At 32.2% G+C, this 19,651-nt stretch carries 20 protein-coding genes; all 20 read right to left on the reverse strand.

Annotated elements, in window-relative coordinates:
• Nucleotides 1–49: 49 nt before the first annotated feature.
• Complete coding sequence (locus tag V8G56_RS05990) at nt 50–850, reverse strand: DUF6090 family protein (protein ID WP_395437511.1); 801 nt, start codon at nt 848–850, stop codon at nt 50–52.
• Nucleotides 843–1,583, reverse strand: coding sequence for a DUF6090 family protein (locus V8G56_RS05995; RefSeq protein WP_395437512.1), 741 nt, complete (start codon nt 1,581–1,583; stop codon nt 843–845). Before V8G56_RS05995 ends, V8G56_RS05990 begins: the two co-directional genes overlap by 8 nt.
• 3 nt (nt 1,584–1,586) lie before the next feature.
• On the reverse strand, nt 1,587–2,366 hold the full coding sequence (locus V8G56_RS06000) for a DUF6090 family protein (protein WP_395437513.1): 780 nt from the start codon (nt 2,364–2,366) through the stop codon (nt 1,587–1,589).
• 32 nt (nt 2,367–2,398) lie between these two features.
• Nucleotides 2,399–3,145, reverse strand: coding sequence for a hypothetical protein (locus V8G56_RS06005; protein WP_395437515.1), 747 nt, complete (start codon nt 3,143–3,145; stop codon nt 2,399–2,401).
• Nucleotides 3,146–3,157: 12 nt separating this feature from the next.
• Nucleotides 3,158–3,916: a DUF6090 family protein gene (locus V8G56_RS06010; protein ID WP_395437516.1), complete on the reverse strand. Its 759-nt coding sequence runs from the start codon at nt 3,914–3,916 to the stop codon at nt 3,158–3,160.
• Between the two features lies 1 nt (nt 3,917).
• Complete coding sequence (locus V8G56_RS06015) at nt 3,918–4,670, reverse strand: hypothetical protein (RefSeq protein WP_395437517.1); 753 nt, start codon at nt 4,668–4,670, stop codon at nt 3,918–3,920.
• A 197-nt stretch (nt 4,671–4,867) separates the two neighbouring features.
• Nucleotides 4,868–5,059, reverse strand: a complete 192-nt coding sequence (locus tag V8G56_RS06020; RefSeq protein ID WP_395437518.1) for a hypothetical protein — start codon at nt 5,057–5,059, stop codon at nt 4,868–4,870.
• Nucleotides 5,060–5,108: 49 nt separating this feature from the next.
• The gene (locus tag V8G56_RS06025) at nt 5,109–5,843 is read right to left on the reverse strand and encodes a DUF6090 family protein (RefSeq protein WP_395437519.1); all 735 of its coding nucleotides are present in this window, start codon (nt 5,841–5,843) and stop codon (nt 5,109–5,111) included.
• Nucleotides 5,840–6,553 carry a DUF6090 family protein gene (locus V8G56_RS06030; protein ID WP_395437520.1) on the reverse strand — a complete coding sequence of 238 codons (714 nt, stop codon included), beginning with the start codon at nt 6,551–6,553 and terminating at the stop codon, nt 5,840–5,842. The genes V8G56_RS06025 and V8G56_RS06030 overlap by 4 nt, the downstream gene beginning before the upstream one ends.
• A gap of 1 nt (nt 6,554) precedes the next feature.
• Entirely contained in the window at nt 6,555–7,304 is a 750-nt protein-coding gene (locus tag V8G56_RS06035; protein ID WP_395437521.1) for a DUF6090 family protein, read from the reverse strand.
• Nucleotides 7,301–8,050, reverse strand: coding sequence for a DUF6090 family protein (locus V8G56_RS06040; protein WP_395437522.1), 750 nt, complete (start codon nt 8,048–8,050; stop codon nt 7,301–7,303). The genes V8G56_RS06035 and V8G56_RS06040 overlap by 4 nt, the downstream gene beginning before the upstream one ends.
• Nucleotides 8,047–8,814, reverse strand: coding sequence for a DUF6090 family protein (locus V8G56_RS06045; protein WP_395437523.1), 768 nt, complete (start codon nt 8,812–8,814; stop codon nt 8,047–8,049). Before V8G56_RS06045 ends, V8G56_RS06040 begins: the two co-directional genes overlap by 4 nt.
• Nucleotides 8,807–10,114 carry an APC family permease gene (locus V8G56_RS06050; protein WP_395437524.1) on the reverse strand — a complete coding sequence of 436 codons (1,308 nt, stop codon included), beginning with the start codon at nt 10,112–10,114 and terminating at the stop codon, nt 8,807–8,809. The genes V8G56_RS06045 and V8G56_RS06050 overlap by 8 nt, the downstream gene beginning before the upstream one ends.
• A gap of 12 nt (nt 10,115–10,126) precedes the next feature.
• The gene (locus V8G56_RS06055) at nt 10,127–11,299 is read right to left on the reverse strand and encodes a DUF1624 domain-containing protein (protein WP_395437525.1); all 1,173 of its coding nucleotides are present in this window, start codon (nt 11,297–11,299) and stop codon (nt 10,127–10,129) included.
• Nucleotides 11,300–11,320: 21 nt separating this feature from the next.
• The gene (locus V8G56_RS06060) at nt 11,321–13,057 is read right to left on the reverse strand and encodes an amidohydrolase family protein (RefSeq protein WP_395437526.1); all 1,737 of its coding nucleotides are present in this window, start codon (nt 13,055–13,057) and stop codon (nt 11,321–11,323) included.
• Nucleotides 13,058–13,169: 112 nt separating this feature from the next.
• A complete protein-coding gene (locus tag V8G56_RS06065; RefSeq protein ID WP_395437527.1) occupies nt 13,170–14,423 on the reverse strand; it encodes a DUF418 domain-containing protein in 1,254 nt (417 codons plus the stop codon).
• Nucleotides 14,424–14,426: 3 nt separating this feature from the next.
• Nucleotides 14,427–15,842 carry an MBOAT family O-acyltransferase gene (locus V8G56_RS06070; protein ID WP_395437528.1) on the reverse strand — a complete coding sequence of 472 codons (1,416 nt, stop codon included), beginning with the start codon at nt 15,840–15,842 and terminating at the stop codon, nt 14,427–14,429.
• A gap of 2 nt (nt 15,843–15,844) precedes the next feature.
• On the reverse strand, nt 15,845–16,882 hold the full coding sequence (locus V8G56_RS06075) for a hypothetical protein (RefSeq protein ID WP_395437530.1): 1,038 nt from the start codon (nt 16,880–16,882) through the stop codon (nt 15,845–15,847).
• A 13-nt stretch (nt 16,883–16,895) separates the two neighbouring features.
• Complete coding sequence (locus tag V8G56_RS06080) at nt 16,896–18,194, reverse strand: DUF418 domain-containing protein (RefSeq protein WP_395437531.1); 1,299 nt, start codon at nt 18,192–18,194, stop codon at nt 16,896–16,898.
• 42 nt (nt 18,195–18,236) lie between these two features.
• Complete coding sequence (locus tag V8G56_RS06085) at nt 18,237–19,634, reverse strand: short-chain fatty acid transporter (RefSeq protein WP_395437532.1); 1,398 nt, start codon at nt 19,632–19,634, stop codon at nt 18,237–18,239.
• Nucleotides 19,635–19,651: the final 17 nt, after the last annotated feature.

Here is a 19,651-nt window from a genome sequence, read left to right on the forward strand (position 1 = left end):
TCATAAATACAAGATACCAATTTATTTTGCCAATTATTTTTATAGAAAGTTAATTTTTCGTCTCTAGTTTGTCCAGTAAAAGTTGTGTATTTATCTTTTGTTCTGATAAAAGGTTAGTATGAATGATAGCTATAAAATTTCTAAAATTGATACAGTTAATCATCTTTAATTCGTTTTCTGGATTTTCCAGTTGTTGTTCCATGATTTGTTTTAGTCTGGGTTCATTTAAATCTATCAAAGGAATATTTTGATTGGGAATGTAATTTAATAGCTTATTTATTTCAAATTCTTTAGAAACTTGCATTTCTGATAATCCTATCATCTCTGGGATAAATACAGCATCGGTATATAGATTGTTGTTTTTGTTGATAACAAGTTCTATTCGCTCTAGCTCCTGATAGTATTTTATGATGTCATCTTTTATAATGTTGTCACTAATAATATCTATATTTCCTGATGAGATAAGCTCTGTGTAGGTTGGTGAATTTTTCACAAAGGTCTTCCTTCCAGTTAGACTGCCAATATTTGCAGTAAAAACACTGTCTATTTTAAACCCTTGATGTGCTTTATAATAAGATATCATTGGCGTAGCAATCTTGTTAATGTTGGTTTCATAGGCCATTTGAGATTTAATAGTGGTGAGTTGCTCTTTTAAATCACGCTTGATATTGGCCACATAGATGGATTCTTTTTGTTTCTGGATTCTATTGGAGTTCCAATTGTTGATTTGTAAGGCAATTAAAATACCAATTACTACTAATACAATTTCCCCAATGGCATATTTAAAGTATTTAGAGGTTTTACCTTCATTCAGAAGATTTTGACGAATGTTTCTAAAGAGTTTAATCATTAGGTTTTGGGTTAGAAAGTTCAATAATTTTATCAATAGTGTTTGTGACATTTTCTAATTCTTCTGAAGTGTTTTCAAAGATACCTTTCAAATCATAATATCTGTCCAAAACGTAATTGTCAAATTCAATACTTTCAAGGATTGTTAAGTCTATACGTGGGTCTGTTAGCCAGTGTTTATAGTCATCCCAATAAAAATGCTTCTTTTCAAAAGCTTTTAAATGATTGACATAATTGTTGTACGCATAAATTTCTTCTTCCTGATAATCAATAACTACATCATCCCAGCATATTAATAACTGACGTAATTCATCATTAGAAATAAGATTAAATGTTGAGCTATTCATTAAGGCTTTGGTAACACCGTTTGAAGGATTAAAGGTATTTGTATAACCCATAAAATATAAATGAAATGCCAAAGAATCTAAATTTACTTTTTCAATATCAATGGGTAATTTTGATTTTACATACTTAACAGATTGAAAGGATCTTTTATTAATGAAAATCACTGTATCTAATTGTGTTTTGTTGGATATAAACTCTTTATGAAGTTCTTTTAAAATGAGCTTTTCATTTTGTTTGTTCATGCGGTTTTGATTCCAATTATTAATTTGTAAGGCTATGAGAATACCTAAAACTACTAAAACAATTTCCCCAATGGCATATTTAAAATATTTAGAGGTTTTACCTTCATTCAGAAGATTTTGGCGAAAGTTTCTAAACAGTTTGATCATATATTAAAGGTTATATTCCATTTGTAAAAGGGCTATCAGTTCATGTGCGTTCTCAATTATTTCTGGCATTTCTTTAAAGGCACGTGTACGATAATTGTCCTGAATTATTATAAATGTATTTACAAACTTTTGAATAAGGGCTTCATCATAGCTTGCCAATTTAAGATCGTTTGCTTTTGAAGATTTATATTCTTCAGTTTCATAGATGTTAAAAGAGGGGCTGTCAAAACTATTATTTTCAAGAATGGTCATTTTAGTGATGTAGGGGGAATTTAAATTTAGAAGTAATACCATCATATTGTCCGCTTTTTCAGCATTTGATTTATCAAACTCAAAATCTTCATCTAAATGGTTTGAGAAACTTTCATAGGCAACTAATTTTTTTTGTAGACTATCATTGGTAATATAGCGAAGACCTCCAGAATTTTTTAATTCATTAAATGTGGTACGATTCCATTTGTAGGGTCTATACATGATATCATGGCCTATAACATATAAATCTGTATTAGATAAATTGGAGTGAGGTGTATGATTAATTAAATACCTTAAACTATCAATAAAACCATATTTTTTTTCAGCTTGAAAAAGACTTACTTTAAGCATGTCAATATCATTTTTTAGGTCTTGAACCAAAGATTTGGCATATTGGTTAATTCTTTTTTGTTCTAAACGACTTTCGTTCCAATTGTTCACTTGTAAAGCAATTAAGATACCAATAACTACCAGAACAATTTCACCAATGGCATATCTCAAATATTGTAATGGTCGATTGTCATCTGCCATTTTTTTTCGAATTTTTCTAAAAAGGTTGATCATTAGTTATAAGATTTTGTTGCATCAATTATTTTTTCAATAAGGTCATCAGCCATTTCCAGACTGATGCGGTTTTTATTGTGATACCACAGGACATTGTCGAGAATATTTTCATATTTTAATTGTTGAAATAAGGTATGATAGTCTGGTTTAAGTTTAGATTTTCCGGACCAAGGCATATTTCCATTATGGTCAATTTCTTTAAAGGCCACATAATCTGAAATAAATGGTATTAATTGATTGTTAAGCCATTGTGAAAGGATTTGTTCTCTTTCTTTGAGTAAAACAGTATGGGCTTCCCATTGGTTTATAAGTTGAATAATTTCAGGGTTTTTAATAACGTTTAGTTTGCCACTTAAAACAATATTTTTAATGGTATTATTTGAAAAAACAATTTGCATAGAAGGGAGCGATTCATAGAATAAGCTATCTAGGTCATGCTTTTGTAATTCTTCGGTATCACTTCCTACTAAACTCATTAAAACTATATTGGCATTCATAGCGCTTTTAAAAATAGCTGTACTTTTATTTACTTCATTTTTGTTTTCAAGAAATTCATCATGAAGTTTAGCCAATATGTTTTTTTCATCTATACGTTCTAATCTGGACTGGTTCCAGCTATTAACTTGAAGTGCTAATAAAATACCAATCATTACTAAAACTATTTCACCAATGGCGTATTTTAAATAATTTGCAGTTTTCCCTTCTGCTAAAAGTTTTTTACGAATGTTACTGAAGAGTTTTATCATAGCAAATAGGTATTAGTCAATTTGATATTCTTTTTTAATAAGATTCATAAGATCCAATGCCTCCTTCTGTTTTTTATCACAAACCGTTTCCGATAATTTTACAACACCATAAATGTATTGTGCACTGGCAATAAGTTCATTAATAATGGCCTTATCTTCGGTAATGAGTGTCGAAGCATCGGTTTTTTGTTCCTTTCGCTCTTTTAAGATTTTTAATAGTACTTCGCCATCAAAAACTTTCCCAACCGATTTTAAATAGTCCGCCAACCACAAGATAGCAGCTTCATTGTATTGTTTAAGCTCAGATAAGGAATTATAGTATTTCGAAATTCCATTGGTTACTTTTTGGTTTTTTATAAGTTTTAATTGGCCTGAACTTTTCATTTGCTCATAAGTTCTTTCAACGGGTTGGGCACGAGTAAATTTTACGGTCATCATTCTAGCCCAGTAACTGGTTTTACTAGTAAATTTAATCCGGTCTGGTTTATTTAAGTAAATGACTAGAGAGTCGATAGTGTTATAAACATCTATGTTACTTTTTTTATAGTTTGAATAAATAAGGTCATCAGCTTTTAAATCTTCCAGAACGTTTTTCATGTAACCCAATTCTATTTTTTTTTCATTTTGAGCTTCATTCCAATTATTAATTTGTAAGGCAATCAAAATCCCAATAACGACCAACACAATTTCCCCAATAGCGTATTTTAGGTAGTTAAAAGTCTTGCCTTCAGTGATTAGTTTTTTACGAATGTTCCGGAAGAATTTTATCATACTATTGTTTATGGTTTTTAATTTCTATTTCAATGAGATTACTAACAGCTTCAATCTCTTCCACCATTATTTCTAAATGCTTAATTGTACCTTTTTCCGAAACATCTTTCCAAATGTGAACTGCGTCTAATCCTAAAATAATTTGTGGCAGATTATCATCAAATTTTAAATAAGATTTAAGCTTAGACTGATTATTAAGTCGGTTCGCAAGTGTTGATGCGCCTCTGTAAATACCCAAATCTTGTAACATATTGTTTTTTCCCGTATCATTTAGTTGGATGTCTTTTAAGATTTTATCCTGAAGTCTAAGTAAATTAATCAACTTGTTCCTAACATTTAAAGAAATTAATATAATCTCACCACTACTGCGTAAAGATTCTATGGTACTTGAATTAAATGATAATGTACTAGATTTTATATTTAATTCCATAAGCATTTGGTAGACTTGTGATGGTTCTAATTCATTATTCTTATAGGTTTCTAGGTACTTATTATATTCAGCTCTATCTTTTTCAAAATGTTCAATGGTTTCAGTGGCTAGTTGATTGTCTTTTTTTAAGTCCTCTAAAAGTTGGATATAATAGTCTTGCCTTGTTTTGTCTTGTTGGTTGTTCTCGGCATTCTGATTTAATTGTAAGGCAATGAGAATACCAATGACAACAAGCACAATTTCACCAATGGCATATTTAAAGTACTTGGCAGTTTTGCCATCTTTGAGCAGATTTTGACGGATGTTTCTAAAGAGCTTTATCATTATCCTTTTTTATTTTATCCTTTTTTTGTTCTTGATTATGTCTTACTACTAAGCGAACAATTATGCGCAGAATAAGTGCAAATGCAACGAGATAAATAATGGTTTTGGTTTCCAATTTTAATGATTTTTAGGTTAATCTATTTTTTAATTAGGTTTTATTAAAGTCAATTAACTTTTTTTTCTTTTGGAGAAGGGTTTTATCCCATTTTTCCATCACCGTCAATATCTTTTAACAAATGTGTTTCTAAAGCCACTAAAGTCTTTTTAAGGAGTATTTTAGTGTTTGCTAATTCTGTTTCTAATTGCATTACTCTATCTTCTAAAGTATCTGCTTGTTTTTGTTGTTTTTCAAGCTCGTCTTGCTGTAATAAATCCCAAAATATTCCCATAATATTTAATTTTTAAGTGTAGTATTAATGATTTAATTTTTAAAAATAGTTATGCTCTAGCTTTTAATTCGCTATCAATGTCGTTTATTAGTTTTTGAAGCGGAATCATAGTTTCTCGATAAAATAGGACTCCTTTTTTGCGTAATCTAATGATCATGCTTAAAATGTTAAGAAACTCATCATTGTGTTTGAGTCTTTCAAAATCATTGGGTATTGCTATGTTTAATGACTTGTCGTTATACCTTCTGATATGTTTCCCATAAAAAGGAGCCACAACAATTTGATTTAGATTCCATTCAGATTTATCGTAATCAATAGTTAATAAAGAAAATTGCACTTCGTATAAATTAACAATATCATTTTTAAGCGTTTCGTTTTTAATAATATCTAGACCTTTTGTTTGTAATGTTTTATACCCTGTAGATGTGATATAGGGACTATTCCAATATTGTAGCATTCCGAAAGGAATATCCAGTTCGTTTGAATAGGGTAAATCTTTTGTAATGTAGGTCTCTATTTTATGGTATTCTGCTATATAATTTGTATTCGCAATGGTGTCTTTAATAAAATTTTTTAGCGTGACTTCAAGATTGGACTTTATATCAGATAATAGTTTTAGCTCCTGACTTTGCAATTTTCTATTTTCATTCCAGTTATTAATCTGTAAAGCGATGAGAATACCAATAACCACAAGTATAATTTCACCTATAGCATATTTTAGATAGTTAGTTGTTTTACCTCTATTAATAAGCTTTTTACGGATATTTCTAAAGAATTTTATCATTTTAAATCTTTATTAATTAAAATTCTTATTTCAGCTATTTTAGCTAAGGCACTTTCCATTTTCCGCATTTGGCCGGCTCTATTATCTTTATATAATTTAAACTGTATAATGGAAGATGGTTTTTCAAAGAAAGTTTGAGAGTCAATAGGTATGCAGTATTCGGTCCATTTAAAATCTAGAAAATCTGTTTTGATAATAGGCACCCAATCTGAATTAAAGGCGTTGAGAACATCATTGAGACTTTCGTATAATTTAAACAGGTTTTCGTCGTAATAAGTTATTAATTCCAGCTGCAGTTTTTTATCTGAAATATTTTCAATGCCTTTAGCTTTTAAAACTTCAAAAGCACTTGATTGCGATTTAAAGCGTTCAAATGAAATAATTTTACCCATCCAAATATTTAAACTATCATTATAGTCTTTCTGTGAAATTTTGTCTAGCAAACGCTCAGTGAGCATGTTGGCTTCTTTTGTTTTGGATAATTCAATGGAGAGTGAAATAGAGTCAATTTTTAAATTTTGGTCTATTAAGTATAATATTTCATTTTCAAACATTTTGGTTTTTCTGATTTCATTCCAGTCATTTACCTGTAAGGCCAGTAAAATACCAATCATCACAAGTACAATTTCGCCAACGGCATATTTAAAATACTTGGTAGTTTTGCCTTCATTGAGAAGATTTTTACGGATGTTTCTGAAAAGCTTGATCAAATTAATCTTTATTAAGTTCCAAATCAATAAGTTCCAATATCAGGTTGTTCTGTTTTTTTACCTGTTTTAATTCAAATAAAGCTTCATCCATTGAAAGGTAACGCTCCCCTAAATAATCTTCAAATAAAGGGTCTGTAAATAGGGATTGATAATCTGAGGGGAATCTACTTTTTCTAAGTGCAATTATATAAGTTCTTCTATAATCCAGATTTCTGATATACTTTTCAATAATAGGTCTTGCTGCGATGACCGCTGCTACACATCTTTCTTCATTTTCCCTGGAATCGGCTACAAAGTCCTGCCACCCAAAAAGTAAATTAACTAATGAGTCGTTTTTTATTAAATGAATTTGTCCTGATGAAATACCTGATCTCAAGGCGCCATTAATGGGGTTAAAAGTCCATCTAAAGGAGGCGTTTTGTAACCAATTTGGCATAGAATCACTTGTTATTTCAATGGAATTTTCAGGATCAATTCTCATTAACCTTTTGGTGCCTTCAAGAACTATGCTGTCAAAATACAGCACTTTTTCTAGCTGGGTAAGATTAGAGGTAAATTCTATCTTGAGTGCATTGAGAAGTTTTTCTTTTTTTATAATACTTATTCTGTTTTCATTCCAATTATTTACTTGTAAGGCTATCAATATCCCAATTACTACCAATACAATTTCTCCAACAGCATATTTGAAGTACTTTGCTTTTTTTCCTTCTTTTAGAAGGTTTTGACGGATGTTTCTAAAGAGTTTGATCATTTTTCTTTCAAATAATTATTTATCTGCTGTAATAATTTTTTAGAATTAGTAAGAGAAAAATCCATTTCTTCTCTGGTTTCTGTAAAGAGGATTCTCTTAAAATTACTGATGCCTTGAAAGGTAGCTGCAAGATGCCCGGGATTTATATTTTTCCAAACTAATGAATCAATGAGTTTACCTTGGTCATGAATAGGTGTGGAGCCAAAAGTATAGGTATTGACATAGGATGTGATTTTTTCTCTATAATCATTAGTAGTTTGTTCAACTCTTCCATAAAGAGAGAACTTCTTATTGTAAAAATTCTTAATGTTTGTCTTAAGTGAATCAGAAAGGTTTTCTATTAAACCCGTTTGGTTAAGACTATTATAGGCGTTTGTATTATATATAATTTGAGCACTCCAATTTGGGTTAAACTGATGATGCATAATTTGTATTAAAGTGTCTAAAGTAGCATAAGGTTTTGCAACTCTTGCTCTTAGAGACTCATTAAGTTGATATTGTTCTATTATAAAAGGTTGTCTTTCAATTATTAGTAAAGTATCTTGTATTAAATCACTTCTTAAGGCTTCCAGTGAGTTTTTAATTTTTAAATCTGTTTTTTTGTACTCATTCCAATTATTAATTTGTAAAGCAATTAAAATCCCTATTACCACAAGCACAATTTCACCAATGGCGTATTTAAAGTATTTACTGGTTTTATTTTCCATAACAAGGGTTTGACGAATATGACGGAAGAATTTAATCATTGTTTGATATTGTTTTCAATTAACTCAAGAGTTTCTTTTAAAAACGTCATAATAAGCTCCTCGTTTGTTGTGACAAAGGATTGATTCATGTAATAATCAAACAACATATTGTCTACTTGGAGACTGCTTAAAAATTCGTCATAATTAGATTTTGGCACTTGTATTCGAGGAATGAGAATGTCCCTTTTATAATCTTCTCTGTCCATTGTGGCATCTGCATTTCTTAGTGGTAAGAATTTATATAGTATAGGAGGCACATTGTTTATCCAATATTCTCGTCTAATAACAGCATCGTCTTCGTAATCATCGAGTTCTCCTGTCCATTGGTTTAAGACATATCGAAGATTAGAATCTTTAATTAATTCTAAATTACCAGAAGAAATAATATCATTCATGACTCCTTGTCTAGCATCAAAAGTTGCAAAATTGAAAATTTTCCCAATTAAACTATCTATAGTTTTGGTTTCAAAACTTTTAGTTTCATCAAAATTCAATAGCATTACAATAGCATTTATGCAACTTAAGTTTACATCGTGATCAAACTCTAGTTCCTTAATATTTTGTTTAAATTCTTCTCTCAGACTAATGAGTATTTGTTGTTCTTTTCCTTGCTCTTTTTGTTTTTCATTCCAATTATTAATCTGCAGGGCAATTAAAATCCCAATCACTACTAGCACAATTTCACCAATGGCATATTTGAAATACTTTGATGTTTTACCTTCATTAAGTAGATTTTGACGGATATTTCTAAAAAGCTTAATCATCTTTCTTTTTAAATTTTAAAATACCAAGATAAATAATTGATATTATACCAATGAATATTGCAGTAGTAATCATTTCATTTTTAGTCAAATTAGAAAGAAAATATAGAATTATTAATGCGGAAAGTATAGGAACTATATAACCACCAGGAATTCTGAAAGTTTTAGATTTGTCCTCCTTTTTTTCATTAATTCTTAGCTTTATAACTGCAAGCGCCACGCCCAAGTAAATAATTAATAAGGCTGCGCTGGAAAGTATTGCTAATTGTTTAAATCCGCCAAAAGTGGCAAATAAAAATCCTAAAGTAGCATAAACAATAATTGCTATATGTGGAGTTATATATTTTTTATGAACAGAAGTGAGTATTTTAATAGGTATGACCTCATCTTTAGCAGCACTAAAAATGACTCTGGGTATACCAAATATTTCACTACTTAAAGTTCCAAATATAGAAACTCCTGCGCCTATAGTAATTAAAGTTAATCCGATAGGGCCAAAAATTTGGTTTGCCAATTCGCCTAATGGATTTTCTTGAAATGAAATTAATGTATTTCCTAAAACACCTTGAGCAACGGTTTGTATTAAAATGTAAAGTATAAGAATTACAGCAACACTAATGAATATAGCTTTTGGAATTGTTTTTTGTGGGTTTTTCACCTCTCCGTTAATTGATAAACCAGATTCTGCACCCTGAAAAGCAAAAAACAGAATAAGAGACATTTCACCTAAATCCTTTATTGAGGGCACGGTTTTCCAATACAAATTTGTTATGTCAATATCCTTAAACCCGATTAGAACAATTGCCAATAAAGGAATTATTTTCATAAAGGTAATTAACATTACAAATCGTACCCCTTCTTTAGTTCCCTTGACATTAATAACTGCTAATCCTGAAAAAAGTAACATAAAAAATAATGTTTTAATCCATGTTTCTTGAAAAAAAGGCCAGAAAGTACTGATAATATCTGCTAATGCATTGGCAACGGCAGCATCACTTGAAACGGATGCAATTAAAAATAAAATAGCAGCTAAAAATCCTGCGTATTTGCCAAATGTTTGTTCAATATAGGCATAAATTCCACCTGGATGTGAAATCTTGCTACCTACTTCAGCAAAGCAAAGCATGACTAAAATAACAAGAGCTCCACAAAATAAATAGGCAAATATACTTCCCGAGCCAAGTCCTTCAGCTACAATGGCTGGCAAAGCAAAAATACCAGCGCCAATGACAGTGTTTATAATATTGGCAGATAATCCCCAAAGACTAATGCTTCTTTTTAATCCTTCTCCTTTTTGCGCCATATTTTATTTTTATTACAAATAGCTAAGCCACCACTTATCTCGATTATTACTTTTATAATTCCAGTACCATTTGCAAACCGGATATAGGGCTAGTATTAATAAAAACCATATGACATACACAACCCATAAACTATACCCATATCCTTTAAGCTCAGGCGTTCGAGTAACAAACAACTCTATAACCATAAGCTTAGGTGATAATCCAGAAAGAGTTACAGCAATTAAAGCCAGAAGATGTATAACATAAACATGGATGATATAAAAAAACATGGGTACCCGACCTATGGTTACTACGGCGCTATATAATTTGCCTTTCCACTTTTCTGCAAAGCTGAGTAATAAAATGGTGGGCCCAAGGGTTACTAATAAATAAAATAATGATGGCGGATATTTAGCGAAATTTATAAACGATAATACTGTAAAAGTAAATGATTTTTGTGGTTCCCACATATTCGGGTCTCCGTATACATTGAAGTATCTAATGATAATAAAAAGTAAAATCGCCAAAACACCTATATATCTCAACCATTTTATTCTTAGTTTTTGGTTAAAATCCTGTTGGTATAATAAACCAAAGTGATAGCCCAGAGGCATAACAAAGATCCATGGTATAAGCGGGTAGGCACTGAAAATTGTGGTAATAGGTGTTACTATTGGACCCTGCACATGCAGAAGGATCCATAGGTTTTTCCATGTTTCAGGCATATAACCATCTAACATATTATGACCAAAAATGGCTATTAAACTAATGGCAATCATTAACTTTTTTGGCACGTGGATAAAGGCTGCTAAAAATACCATGGAAGCGCCAAGAGCCCAGATTACCTGAAACACGGTCATAGTATAATTTAAATTGAAATTCCAACCAAATTTCATAATAGTCACTTCTACCAGTATGAGCCAAAATCCTCTTTTTAACAACCAGACACTTAACTCTTTTTTGCTGCGTTTTTGTCCGACAAAAAAAGCTGAAGTACCTGCTAAAAACATAAAAACAGGTGCACAATAATGTGTGATGAAACGGGTTATAAATAAAGCTACATTGGTTTGGGATAGATCTGTTGGGTCAAAAAAGAAAGCATCATAATGAAAATAATCTCTTACATGATCTAAAGCCATAAATATCATAACCATACCCCTTAGTAAATCTATAGAGGCAATTCGATTTGATTTTGTTGGTATCATAGAGTAACTGATTATTCTGTATTATTTGATAAAATATACTTTTTTGATTTTGTTATTTTCAATCTGATAGATGGCTACTGCTTCTACTATTTTATTGCCTATTTGAACACGTTCATGGTCCATGACTGTATTGCCCTGAACAATTCGGTTAACCAATTCGCAATGCAGATTTGGCGTGTTTTCAAACATTGGAGTGTAACCTTTTCGCATCGCTTCTTTTCCTTTGAATTGCAAAGTATTTGGGAATGTATACACTTCCACATCATCGGCATAAGGTTCCAAAAAAGCATCAATATGTCTGAAATTATAAGCGTTCAGTTGACGTTGTGCTAAATCTTCTGGTGCGTCATTTAAAAGTTCATCTGGATTAAAAACAACTCCTTTATTGATTATGCGGTTTATTTTTGTTACGTTTTCAATATTGTCAATAGGATTGGCATCTAACAAAACAAGATTTGCTTTTTTACCCACATTTACGCTTCCTAATTCGTTTTGTTTACCCAAAACTTTAGCGCCATTTAGTGTTGAAGCGGCTAATATTTGCCAGTTATTCATACCGCTTTGCTGCATCGCCTGCAATTCAGCTAAATAGGAAGAAGCATGCATGGTGCCAATATTTCCAGCATCCGTGCCAGTGGCAATCAAAACACCTGCATCTGAAAGGATTTTTAGGTTTGCCATACTGATGGAATCGGCTGCTTTTAAACTGGCAATGCTTTGCGGAGAATTAGCTCTTTGTTTGTACATATTGATGCGCAAGGTATCTGGTAGATGTTTTAAATCTAATAATGAACCTAATTGGTATGGATCGGCTTTTAGCAAATCATAATTACTTGGGTTAATGTTTTGACCAAACGTTTTTACATAGCCATCATGAACAATTAAGGTAGGGCAGAGCACTGTTTTATTTTTCTTCATTAATTGCACAAATTCTGGTTTCAAAACTTCATCATCTACGCTATGTACTAAAAAATCGGCTCCGTTTTCCACAGCCAGTTGAGCGGTTATGCGCTGTGTAGCGTGCACGGCAATTTTTAAATTATTCTTGTGGGCTTCATTGATTATAGCTTTTACTATTGGAAGATTTTTGCGAGCGCTCTCTTCTACAGACAAACCGTCTGCACCTGCGATATACCAAATTTTTATAAAATCTGGTTTTAATGGCAATTGTTTTTTTACACCATTGATGCCGTCTTCTATATTTTTGGTCAAAATAAAAGGTTCGTCATCTCCCAAGTTTTCATAAACTTGAGGTTCATAAGTGGTTAATAAAGGTCCAGTAATAAAAATAGTGGGTGAAAAATCTTTGTCTCTAAAATCTTCCCGTTGTTTAAGGAAGTGAAGGTTGGCCCCGACATCTATTACAGTAGTTATTCCGTTTTTAAGATACCTTAGCAATTTATATTCCATATCACTTTTGGTCAAGGCCATTTCTGTTTCGTAAGGCATATCTTTTCGTAAATCAATTACGTCGGGACGAGCATATAAACCTCCATTTTGAAAAAAGTGGATGTGGGCATCGGTCATTCCCGGTATCAAATATTTTCCCTCACCCTCTATAACTGTAGCGTTAACTATAATTTTTATTTTTTTACTGGGTTGGATATTACTTATTAGATCATTCGTAATAACAACAGTTTGATTGGGAATCATTTTCTGATTTTCTACATCAGCAATGGTTACATTATTTATATAAGTTTGCGAGAAAAGCGTATTAATTAAGATAAATGAAATAAATATGCAAAGATTCCTTTTCATGATTGATTTTATTAGTTTATTAAATGTTTAGTTTAAATATGATACTGAAAAAATATTTTTTTTAAAAATTGAAAATAAATAAATGATGTTTTATTTGAAGTTAAAGAATGATTTATAAGTCATTCTTTTTTCTGAACAACCTATTATAGGTTAATTGTCTCCATAGCCATTCCATTGGTCCAAAACTATGCGATTTTAACCACCACATACTTAACAACACCTGTACACTATAAATTAAAATGGCTATTCCAATTATTACAGTAAATCCCAGTTTACCAGCAAAGCTAAATCCAATACCATAAAAAATAGTGATTGCTAATGCTGTTTGAAATAAGTAGTTAGATAAAGCCATTTTGCCTACTAATTCAAATCCGTTTAAAAGCGGAATTTTTTTATAGAAAATCGCGAGCAAAGCGGCGTAGCCCATAGCCAAGGGAACAGTTCCAAAGGCATAAGTGATTGTGTGTAACAGATTCCATATTTCTGTTCTCTGAGCATAAAATTCTATGTATCCTCTGAAAAAGCTCATTGGTAATCCGATAAAAATTCCCCAAATGGCCACCTTTTTTAAAAAGCTTGAGTTTTCCAATAAGTTTTCGTTTAAAATTTTTCGACCTGCCCATAGGCCAATTAAGAAAATCCCTAAAACTTTAAAAATTCTTCCTTCATTTAAAATACCTCCAATTCTTAAAAACGAATTACCAATATTCATTTTTAAGAAATCAAGAATATTTTCATTTAAAATAAAGGCTCCAAAATTTGACCTTTTTATACCATTATTTTCAATCATTGGTAAATTAAAATACTCATAATATTGAGAGTTTAACTTAAAAAAGAACATTGGGTAATTCCACCCTATCACATTTATGATAAACCAATTTAAAATGGGTAAGAGTATTAAAACACTGGCATAAGTTATTAGCTGTCTGTTTGTGAAATCCACAAAAAATATAAGGACAAAACCTAGTAATGCGTATAAGGTTAAAATGTCTCCTAACCAAAATATATGCAGATGAATGAGCCCAAATATTAAAAGCCAAAACATTCTGCGTTTAAAGAATGGCGCAAATGGTTTATTGTGTTTTGTTAAATTTTGATGCTGAATGGCACAGCCAATACCAAATAGCAAAGAGAATAAGGAATAAAACTTACCATCAACTAAGCTATAAAGGATGAAATCTAAAGTTTTATCAAATATAAAAAGAGTTGAAGGTAAGCGCCCTTCTTCGGGAAATGTAAAGTGGCCCGAGAAATATACAATATTAGCGGAGAAAATAAAAAATATGGCTATCCCTCTTAAGATATCAAGATAAATGATTCTATTTTCCTTTTTTACTGGTTGAATTAAGTTGTTTTTATTAGTCATATTTTAAAATTGAAAATAAATAAATTGCTCACCACTACCTTGTGCTATGGCAACCAAGAAGAACATGGCAGCCCAAACAATAGCCAATGCTATGGGTGGTATTTTTTTTGAAACCGCTTCAACTGAGGTGTTTCTCATAAACCAATGGCATATAAAAAGGAGCCCTATAATAATTCCCACTTTCAAAACATCAAAGGAACCTAGTACTTTTTCGCCTTCAGGATGCAAATAGAACATAGAACCAATCATATTCCAGGCTGTTTTAAACTCTCTGGCTCTAAAAAAGACCCAGGTAATATTCACACAGGTAAAGGTTGTAAAAGCCAGAAACATCCCATTCCATTTAGTGATTTTAAAAGGAATATATTGACGTTGTAAGCGCTCTAAAATAAGATACGTACCATGTAAACCGCCCCAAACAATAAAGGTCCATGCAGCTCCGTGCCAAAGGCCGCCTAACAACATAGTAATCATGAGGGCAGAGTACATTCTCACTACTCCGTGGCGATTGCCGCCTAAAGGGATGTATAAATAGTCACGTAACCAAGAAGAAAGGGTTATATGCCATCGTTTCCATAGATCAGAAAAACCCAAGGAGGCGTAAGGATATTTAAAGTTGTCTGGCAAGATAATTCCTAACATTAAAGCGATTCCAATGGCGCAGGTTGAATAGCCGGCAAAATCAAAAAATATTTGACCTGAAAACGCTAGGGTGCCCATCCAGGCATCCCAGAAATTTAAAATTTTATCTGAGCCGTAAACCTTATCAACACTGTCTGAAAGCAAGGTATCTGCCATGACTACTTTTTGGAAAAGTCCTAAAGTCAATAAGAACAGACCCCAGACAAATTGATTGACAGTCGCTCTTTTTGCTTCGTAAAACTGAGAAATCAAATCTTGAGCTCTTACTATAGGACCTGCCACTAATTGCGGGAAAAATGTAACATATAACGCAAAATCTAAAAAGGTTTTGGCTCGTTCAGTACGTTTTAAATACATATCTATAGTGTAAGACATGGTTTGAAAAGTATAAAACGAGATTCCCATAGGTAATATAATATCCATTTTTGACGATTGATAGCCATAACCATAGGTGTTCACTACGGTAGTAAAATTGTCGAGAAGGAAATCCCGGTATTTAAAAAAGGTGAGAAAGCCTAAGTTGACAAACATACTTAACAATAACCAGTACAGTCTTTTGCGCTTATCCTCTTCTATTGCTAATTTTTTTCCTGTAATCCAGTCTACCACTGTTGAAATCCAGAGTAAAATAACTAAAGGCGGATTCCATAATCCGTAAAATATATAACTAGCAAAAAGCAGCATACCCTTTTTACCAGTCCAATTGAATAATTTTGAATAATACAGTGCTAATACAATTACTAAAAACACTGCGAAACTTAATGAATTAAATAACATAATTAGTTGGTTTTAAGGTGAGATAAAGCGCCATCAGCTTTCATTATTTTTACAATTTCTGTGGTGAAATATTGGGCATCTTCAGCAGAAAGGTGTGACTCTTCAGGGCATTTCAAATCTTTTAATTGGTCATAATCTTCAAAATGATATGCTTTTAAATGAGATTGTTTTACAAGGTCATCCCAAAATCCTGCTCTAGGTACTCCCATATTTTCTCCGACTCTTAAACTTCCACTAGAGGGGCATCTTACTAAAATGACATGACCACCACGAGCTTCAAATATTTTTAAATCATCTAAAAAGAAGGTCATAGTTGATTCCTTATCTGGTGGTGGACCGCTTGCTGCACCTTTCATAAAAAACTGCCATACTTTTATTATTGAATTGGCATAGGCCGTATCAGTAACGGTAATTTGTTTCATTTTTAAATTTCTGTCTTCTTGAATTTCTCCAAATTCATGAAAAGGAGGCATTGGGTCTACAACCCGATCTCCTACATTTATTTTTCCAAGTAATTCTTTTAATTTAACACCATCAACCCCTTGGTCTTCACTTATAAATGCTAAGTTTTTTTGTAGTGGTAATGATAAAAAATGATTTGCTATTTGTGCATAGGTTCTTTTTTTATAATAATCTACTTTAGATTGAGGCCATTGCCAAGGTTGAGCATCTGGAGAAGTGGTTGAAAAAAACAGTCCGGGTGTTACGCCAACAACAATAGTTCCGTTAAAATTGGTGTTATTAACTACATCATGAAAAATGGGTAATGGTGTGCTACCTACTGATGCGAGTTGAATCGGACGAATACCAGATTGTTCCTGCCATTGATCTAATTGCATATCAAAAAGCACTCTTGAAGAACCCATGAGTACAATATCTTTATCTGTGGCTTTTTCTACTCTTTGCCTTTGTACAGCCCAAAGGGCTTCGTTATCGTCTAATGTGGGATACACCCCTTGAGCGCGCCAAAAGACTTCCCAAGCAGTAAGGCTCAATACGCTGAGGGCTAAAGCTATTATTATGGATTGTTTTAATTGCATGATAGTTGTTTTTTTAATTTATTTTGAAAGGTTGTTTTTGTTGATAGGTTAATGAACGCCATACCCATTCTGCTGGTCCGTACAAGAAATATTTAAGCCATATAGGACTAAAGATTAATTGAACTATCCAAATAGCTCCAACAATATAGTACAACTCATATCTTTGAAGCTCACCAAATAAAGCGAAGCCATCGCCATAAAAAATTATGGAAGTAACCACACTGTGTGTTAAATAATTAGTTAAAGCTAATTTTCCAACGGCCGCTAAAGATTTTTGCAAAAATCTAAGTATACCAGATTTAATAAATAACATAAAAAGCCCAATATGACCTAAAGTGGTAAACAAGCGACCTAACTGATAGGATTGATCTGCTTTTGAAATAGTTACAGGATCAAAATTGCTATCAATAAGCATCTTTGTTTCCATATAGTTGATGCTAAGTCCTATGAGATAGCCTGTTACAAGGAGTATGATATAAAATTGATTACTCCGTTCTCCATGAAACACACGAAGTTTAAACAATGCCATTCCCAAAAGCATAAAACTTAATATATCCCAAACCCATAATCTGTATGGTAACCAGGTTTGCATAAATTGATTCCCTTTCACTTTTTCCATAAGTACAGACCAGTAGCCTTGATGCATTTTTTCAATTTTTTCTTTTACTTCTTCTGGTGTATGCTTAGTATTTAATTTCTCCCATTTGTTTAAAACATCTTGTTGTTCTTCATTCAAAGCCACCCCTTGTTCTTTAAGCGTTTGCATTTCAATGCCATTTTTCTGAGTATCAAGATTATTGCGGTAATCACTTATATCCCACAAAACACCGATAGTTATCAAAGCACATCCAACTAAAATGAGATTTTTAACACTTGCGTTTCTAAAAGGAAATAACATCAATCCAAAAATGGCATAAGGATACAATATGTCACCATGCCAAAGAAAAATGTAAACATTAATAATTCCGAAGAGAAGTAACCAAAGGATTCTTCTGTAGTAAATATCCGCTGTGGTTATTCCTGCGCCGCTTTTTTCTAATCTGCTGGTTAATAATATGGCACCTGCACCAAAGAGCATGGTAAACAAACCTCTCATAGTACCTTCAAAAAACATATTATTAGCAATCCAAACTTGTAAATTCAAGCCCTCTGAACCTCCGGCTATGGTTGGGTCTGAATAAGCAAAAGGTAGTCCCATGCCGTTAATATTCATTAATAATATTCCTAATAAGGCGATGCCTCTAATGACATCAAGGGAATTAATGCGTCCACTTTGTTGAGTGGGCTTAAAATGTTGGTTGGTTGTGGTCATAAAAAAATATTTATTGGTTAGTGTTTTTATTGTTTTAAAATTTTATAAAGGTATCCATGTTACTAAGATGGATTGTATAACAAAAAATATAAGAAATGGTATGACTAAATAACCCATAACATCTCGTGCCTGTATTTTGATTCCAGCTCCCATAATTGGAAATACCAGCAACAGAAAAAAGGGCTGTAATAAATTAGTTAAGCTTTCGCCATAGGCAACAGATAATGAAGCTCTGGAAATCATTGCTGACATCTCTTCAGCAGGCAGGCCCGCTCCAATATCTTTAACTGCATTGATGATACTTGGACCTACAACAGCAAATTCTCCTCCAGCTGATGGAATGGCAAAATTGGTTATGCCTCCGGTTAGATATGCGAAAAATGCATAGGAATCTATGGTGGCAACTGAGGACATTATCTGGGCTAATTTCTCACCAAGCCCTGTATATAGCATGATACCCATGATACCTGCATAAAACGGATACTGATACAAAATACCTGAAATATTACCACTTGATCGTTTCATAGCAATGACGTAGCGCATGGGTGTTTTGTGAAGTAACATCCCAATAATTAAAAATATAAATATCATGATATTGAAATTCAGTTCGAATCCATTGGTGTAAAAATGAAAGAGTATATAGGTCAGTCCCATAATTACGATAAGGCCTTGTAATAAGAAACCATTATTTAATCGGTCTGAAAAAGACGGGGTAGAGAGATTAAAACTTAAAGCTTCTTCTTTTATGGATAGTTCTTTTTTGCCATCGGTAGATTCTAACATTTGGTTTAATTCTTTAAAGTTGTTGCTTTTTGGAATTAAGAAAAGAATCAATAAAGGAGCAAAAACTAGAAACACAACCATCATCACTATATTTAAGGAAGAACCAAGTGTTACCGTGGTAGGTATTGTTTCTGATAAAATGCCCGCTTTTATTAAATAATTGCTTTTTGTACCTAACAATAAGGGTATAGAACTTGATAAACCAGTAACCCAGCTACCACCACCAAAATAGACACAAGCAATTAAAAACGGATAATTAACCCCTTTAATTCTAAGTGCTAATTCTCTTGCTAAAACACAGGGTATAACAATCCATCCAAAGCTAATCATATTCAGTATGGCACTTGAAAAAACAACAAAAAAGTAAACTTGCCTTGGTGTTTTTATTAGGAGTGTAAGTTTGTCAATACCTTTTTTGATAATAGGTGAAATAGCGATGGCATAACCAGTGATGATAATGAGTACTATTTGCATTCCAAACTCCATTAAAGACCAGAAACCATCATACCATGACTCTATGATCTGCAAGAGTGAAGCATGAAGCCAAAAATAGGCTATTAAGGCTGTTATTAAGGTAAGTAGTATGGCAAAAACAAATGCATCAGGCATGTATTTTTGAAACAAAACTGTTACTTTTTCACCTAGTTTGGTTATCATTTGGTTGGTTGATAGGT

It is taken from the genome of Gaetbulibacter aquiaggeris, assembly GCF_044003965.1.
Taxonomy (GTDB): domain Bacteria; phylum Bacteroidota; class Bacteroidia; order Flavobacteriales; family Flavobacteriaceae; genus Yeosuana; species Yeosuana aquiaggeris.

Coding starts and splice junctions, on each gene's coding strand:
- V8G56_RS06005 (WP_395437515.1), bottom strand. CDS start 3,145: ATGATAAAACTCTTCAGTAACATTCGTAAAAAACTTTTAGCAGAAGGG.
- V8G56_RS06055 (WP_395437525.1), bottom strand. CDS start 11,299: ATGATACCAACAAAATCAAATCGAATTGCCTCTATAGATTTACTAAGG.
- V8G56_RS06035 (WP_395437521.1), bottom strand. CDS start 7,304: ATGATCAAACTCTTTAGAAACATCCGTCAAAACCTTCTAAAAGAAGGA.
- V8G56_RS06065 (WP_395437527.1), bottom strand. CDS start 14,423: ATGACTAATAAAAACAACTTAATTCAACCAGTAAAAAAGGAAAATAGA.
- V8G56_RS05995 (WP_395437512.1), bottom strand. CDS start 1,583: ATGATCAAACTGTTTAGAAACTTTCGCCAAAATCTTCTGAATGAAGGT.
- V8G56_RS06040 (WP_395437522.1), bottom strand. CDS start 8,050: ATGATTAAATTCTTCCGTCATATTCGTCAAACCCTTGTTATGGAAAAT.
- V8G56_RS06000 (WP_395437513.1), bottom strand. CDS start 2,366: ATGGCAGATGACAATCGACCATTACAATATTTGAGATATGCCATTGGT.
- V8G56_RS06010 (WP_395437516.1), bottom strand. CDS start 3,916: ATGATAAAATTCTTCCGGAACATTCGTAAAAAACTAATCACTGAAGGC.
- V8G56_RS06015 (WP_395437517.1), bottom strand. CDS start 4,670: ATGATAAAGCTCTTTAGAAACATCCGTCAAAATCTGCTCAAAGATGGC.
- V8G56_RS06020 (WP_395437518.1), bottom strand. CDS start 5,059: ATGGGAATATTTTGGGATTTATTACAGCAAGACGAGCTTGAAAAACAA.
- V8G56_RS06045 (WP_395437523.1), bottom strand. CDS start 8,814: ATGATTAAGCTTTTTAGAAATATCCGTCAAAATCTACTTAATGAAGGT.
- V8G56_RS06050 (WP_395437524.1), bottom strand. CDS start 10,114: ATGGCGCAAAAAGGAGAAGGATTAAAAAGAAGCATTAGTCTTTGGGGA.
- V8G56_RS05990 (WP_395437511.1), bottom strand. CDS start 850: ATGATTAAACTCTTTAGAAACATTCGTCAAAATCTTCTGAATGAAGGT.
- V8G56_RS06025 (WP_395437519.1), bottom strand. CDS start 5,843: ATGATAAAATTCTTTAGAAATATCCGTAAAAAGCTTATTAATAGAGGT.
- V8G56_RS06080 (WP_395437531.1), bottom strand. CDS start 18,194: ATGACCACAACCAACCAACATTTTAAGCCCACTCAACAAAGTGGACGC.
- V8G56_RS06085 (WP_395437532.1), bottom strand. CDS start 19,634: ATGATAACCAAACTAGGTGAAAAAGTAACAGTTTTGTTTCAAAAATAC.
- V8G56_RS06060 (WP_395437526.1), bottom strand. CDS start 13,057: ATGAAAAGGAATCTTTGCATATTTATTTCATTTATCTTAATTAATACG.
- V8G56_RS06075 (WP_395437530.1), bottom strand. CDS start 16,882: ATGCAATTAAAACAATCCATAATAATAGCTTTAGCCCTCAGCGTATTG.
- V8G56_RS06070 (WP_395437528.1), bottom strand. CDS start 15,842: ATGTTATTTAATTCATTAAGTTTCGCAGTGTTTTTAGTAATTGTATTA.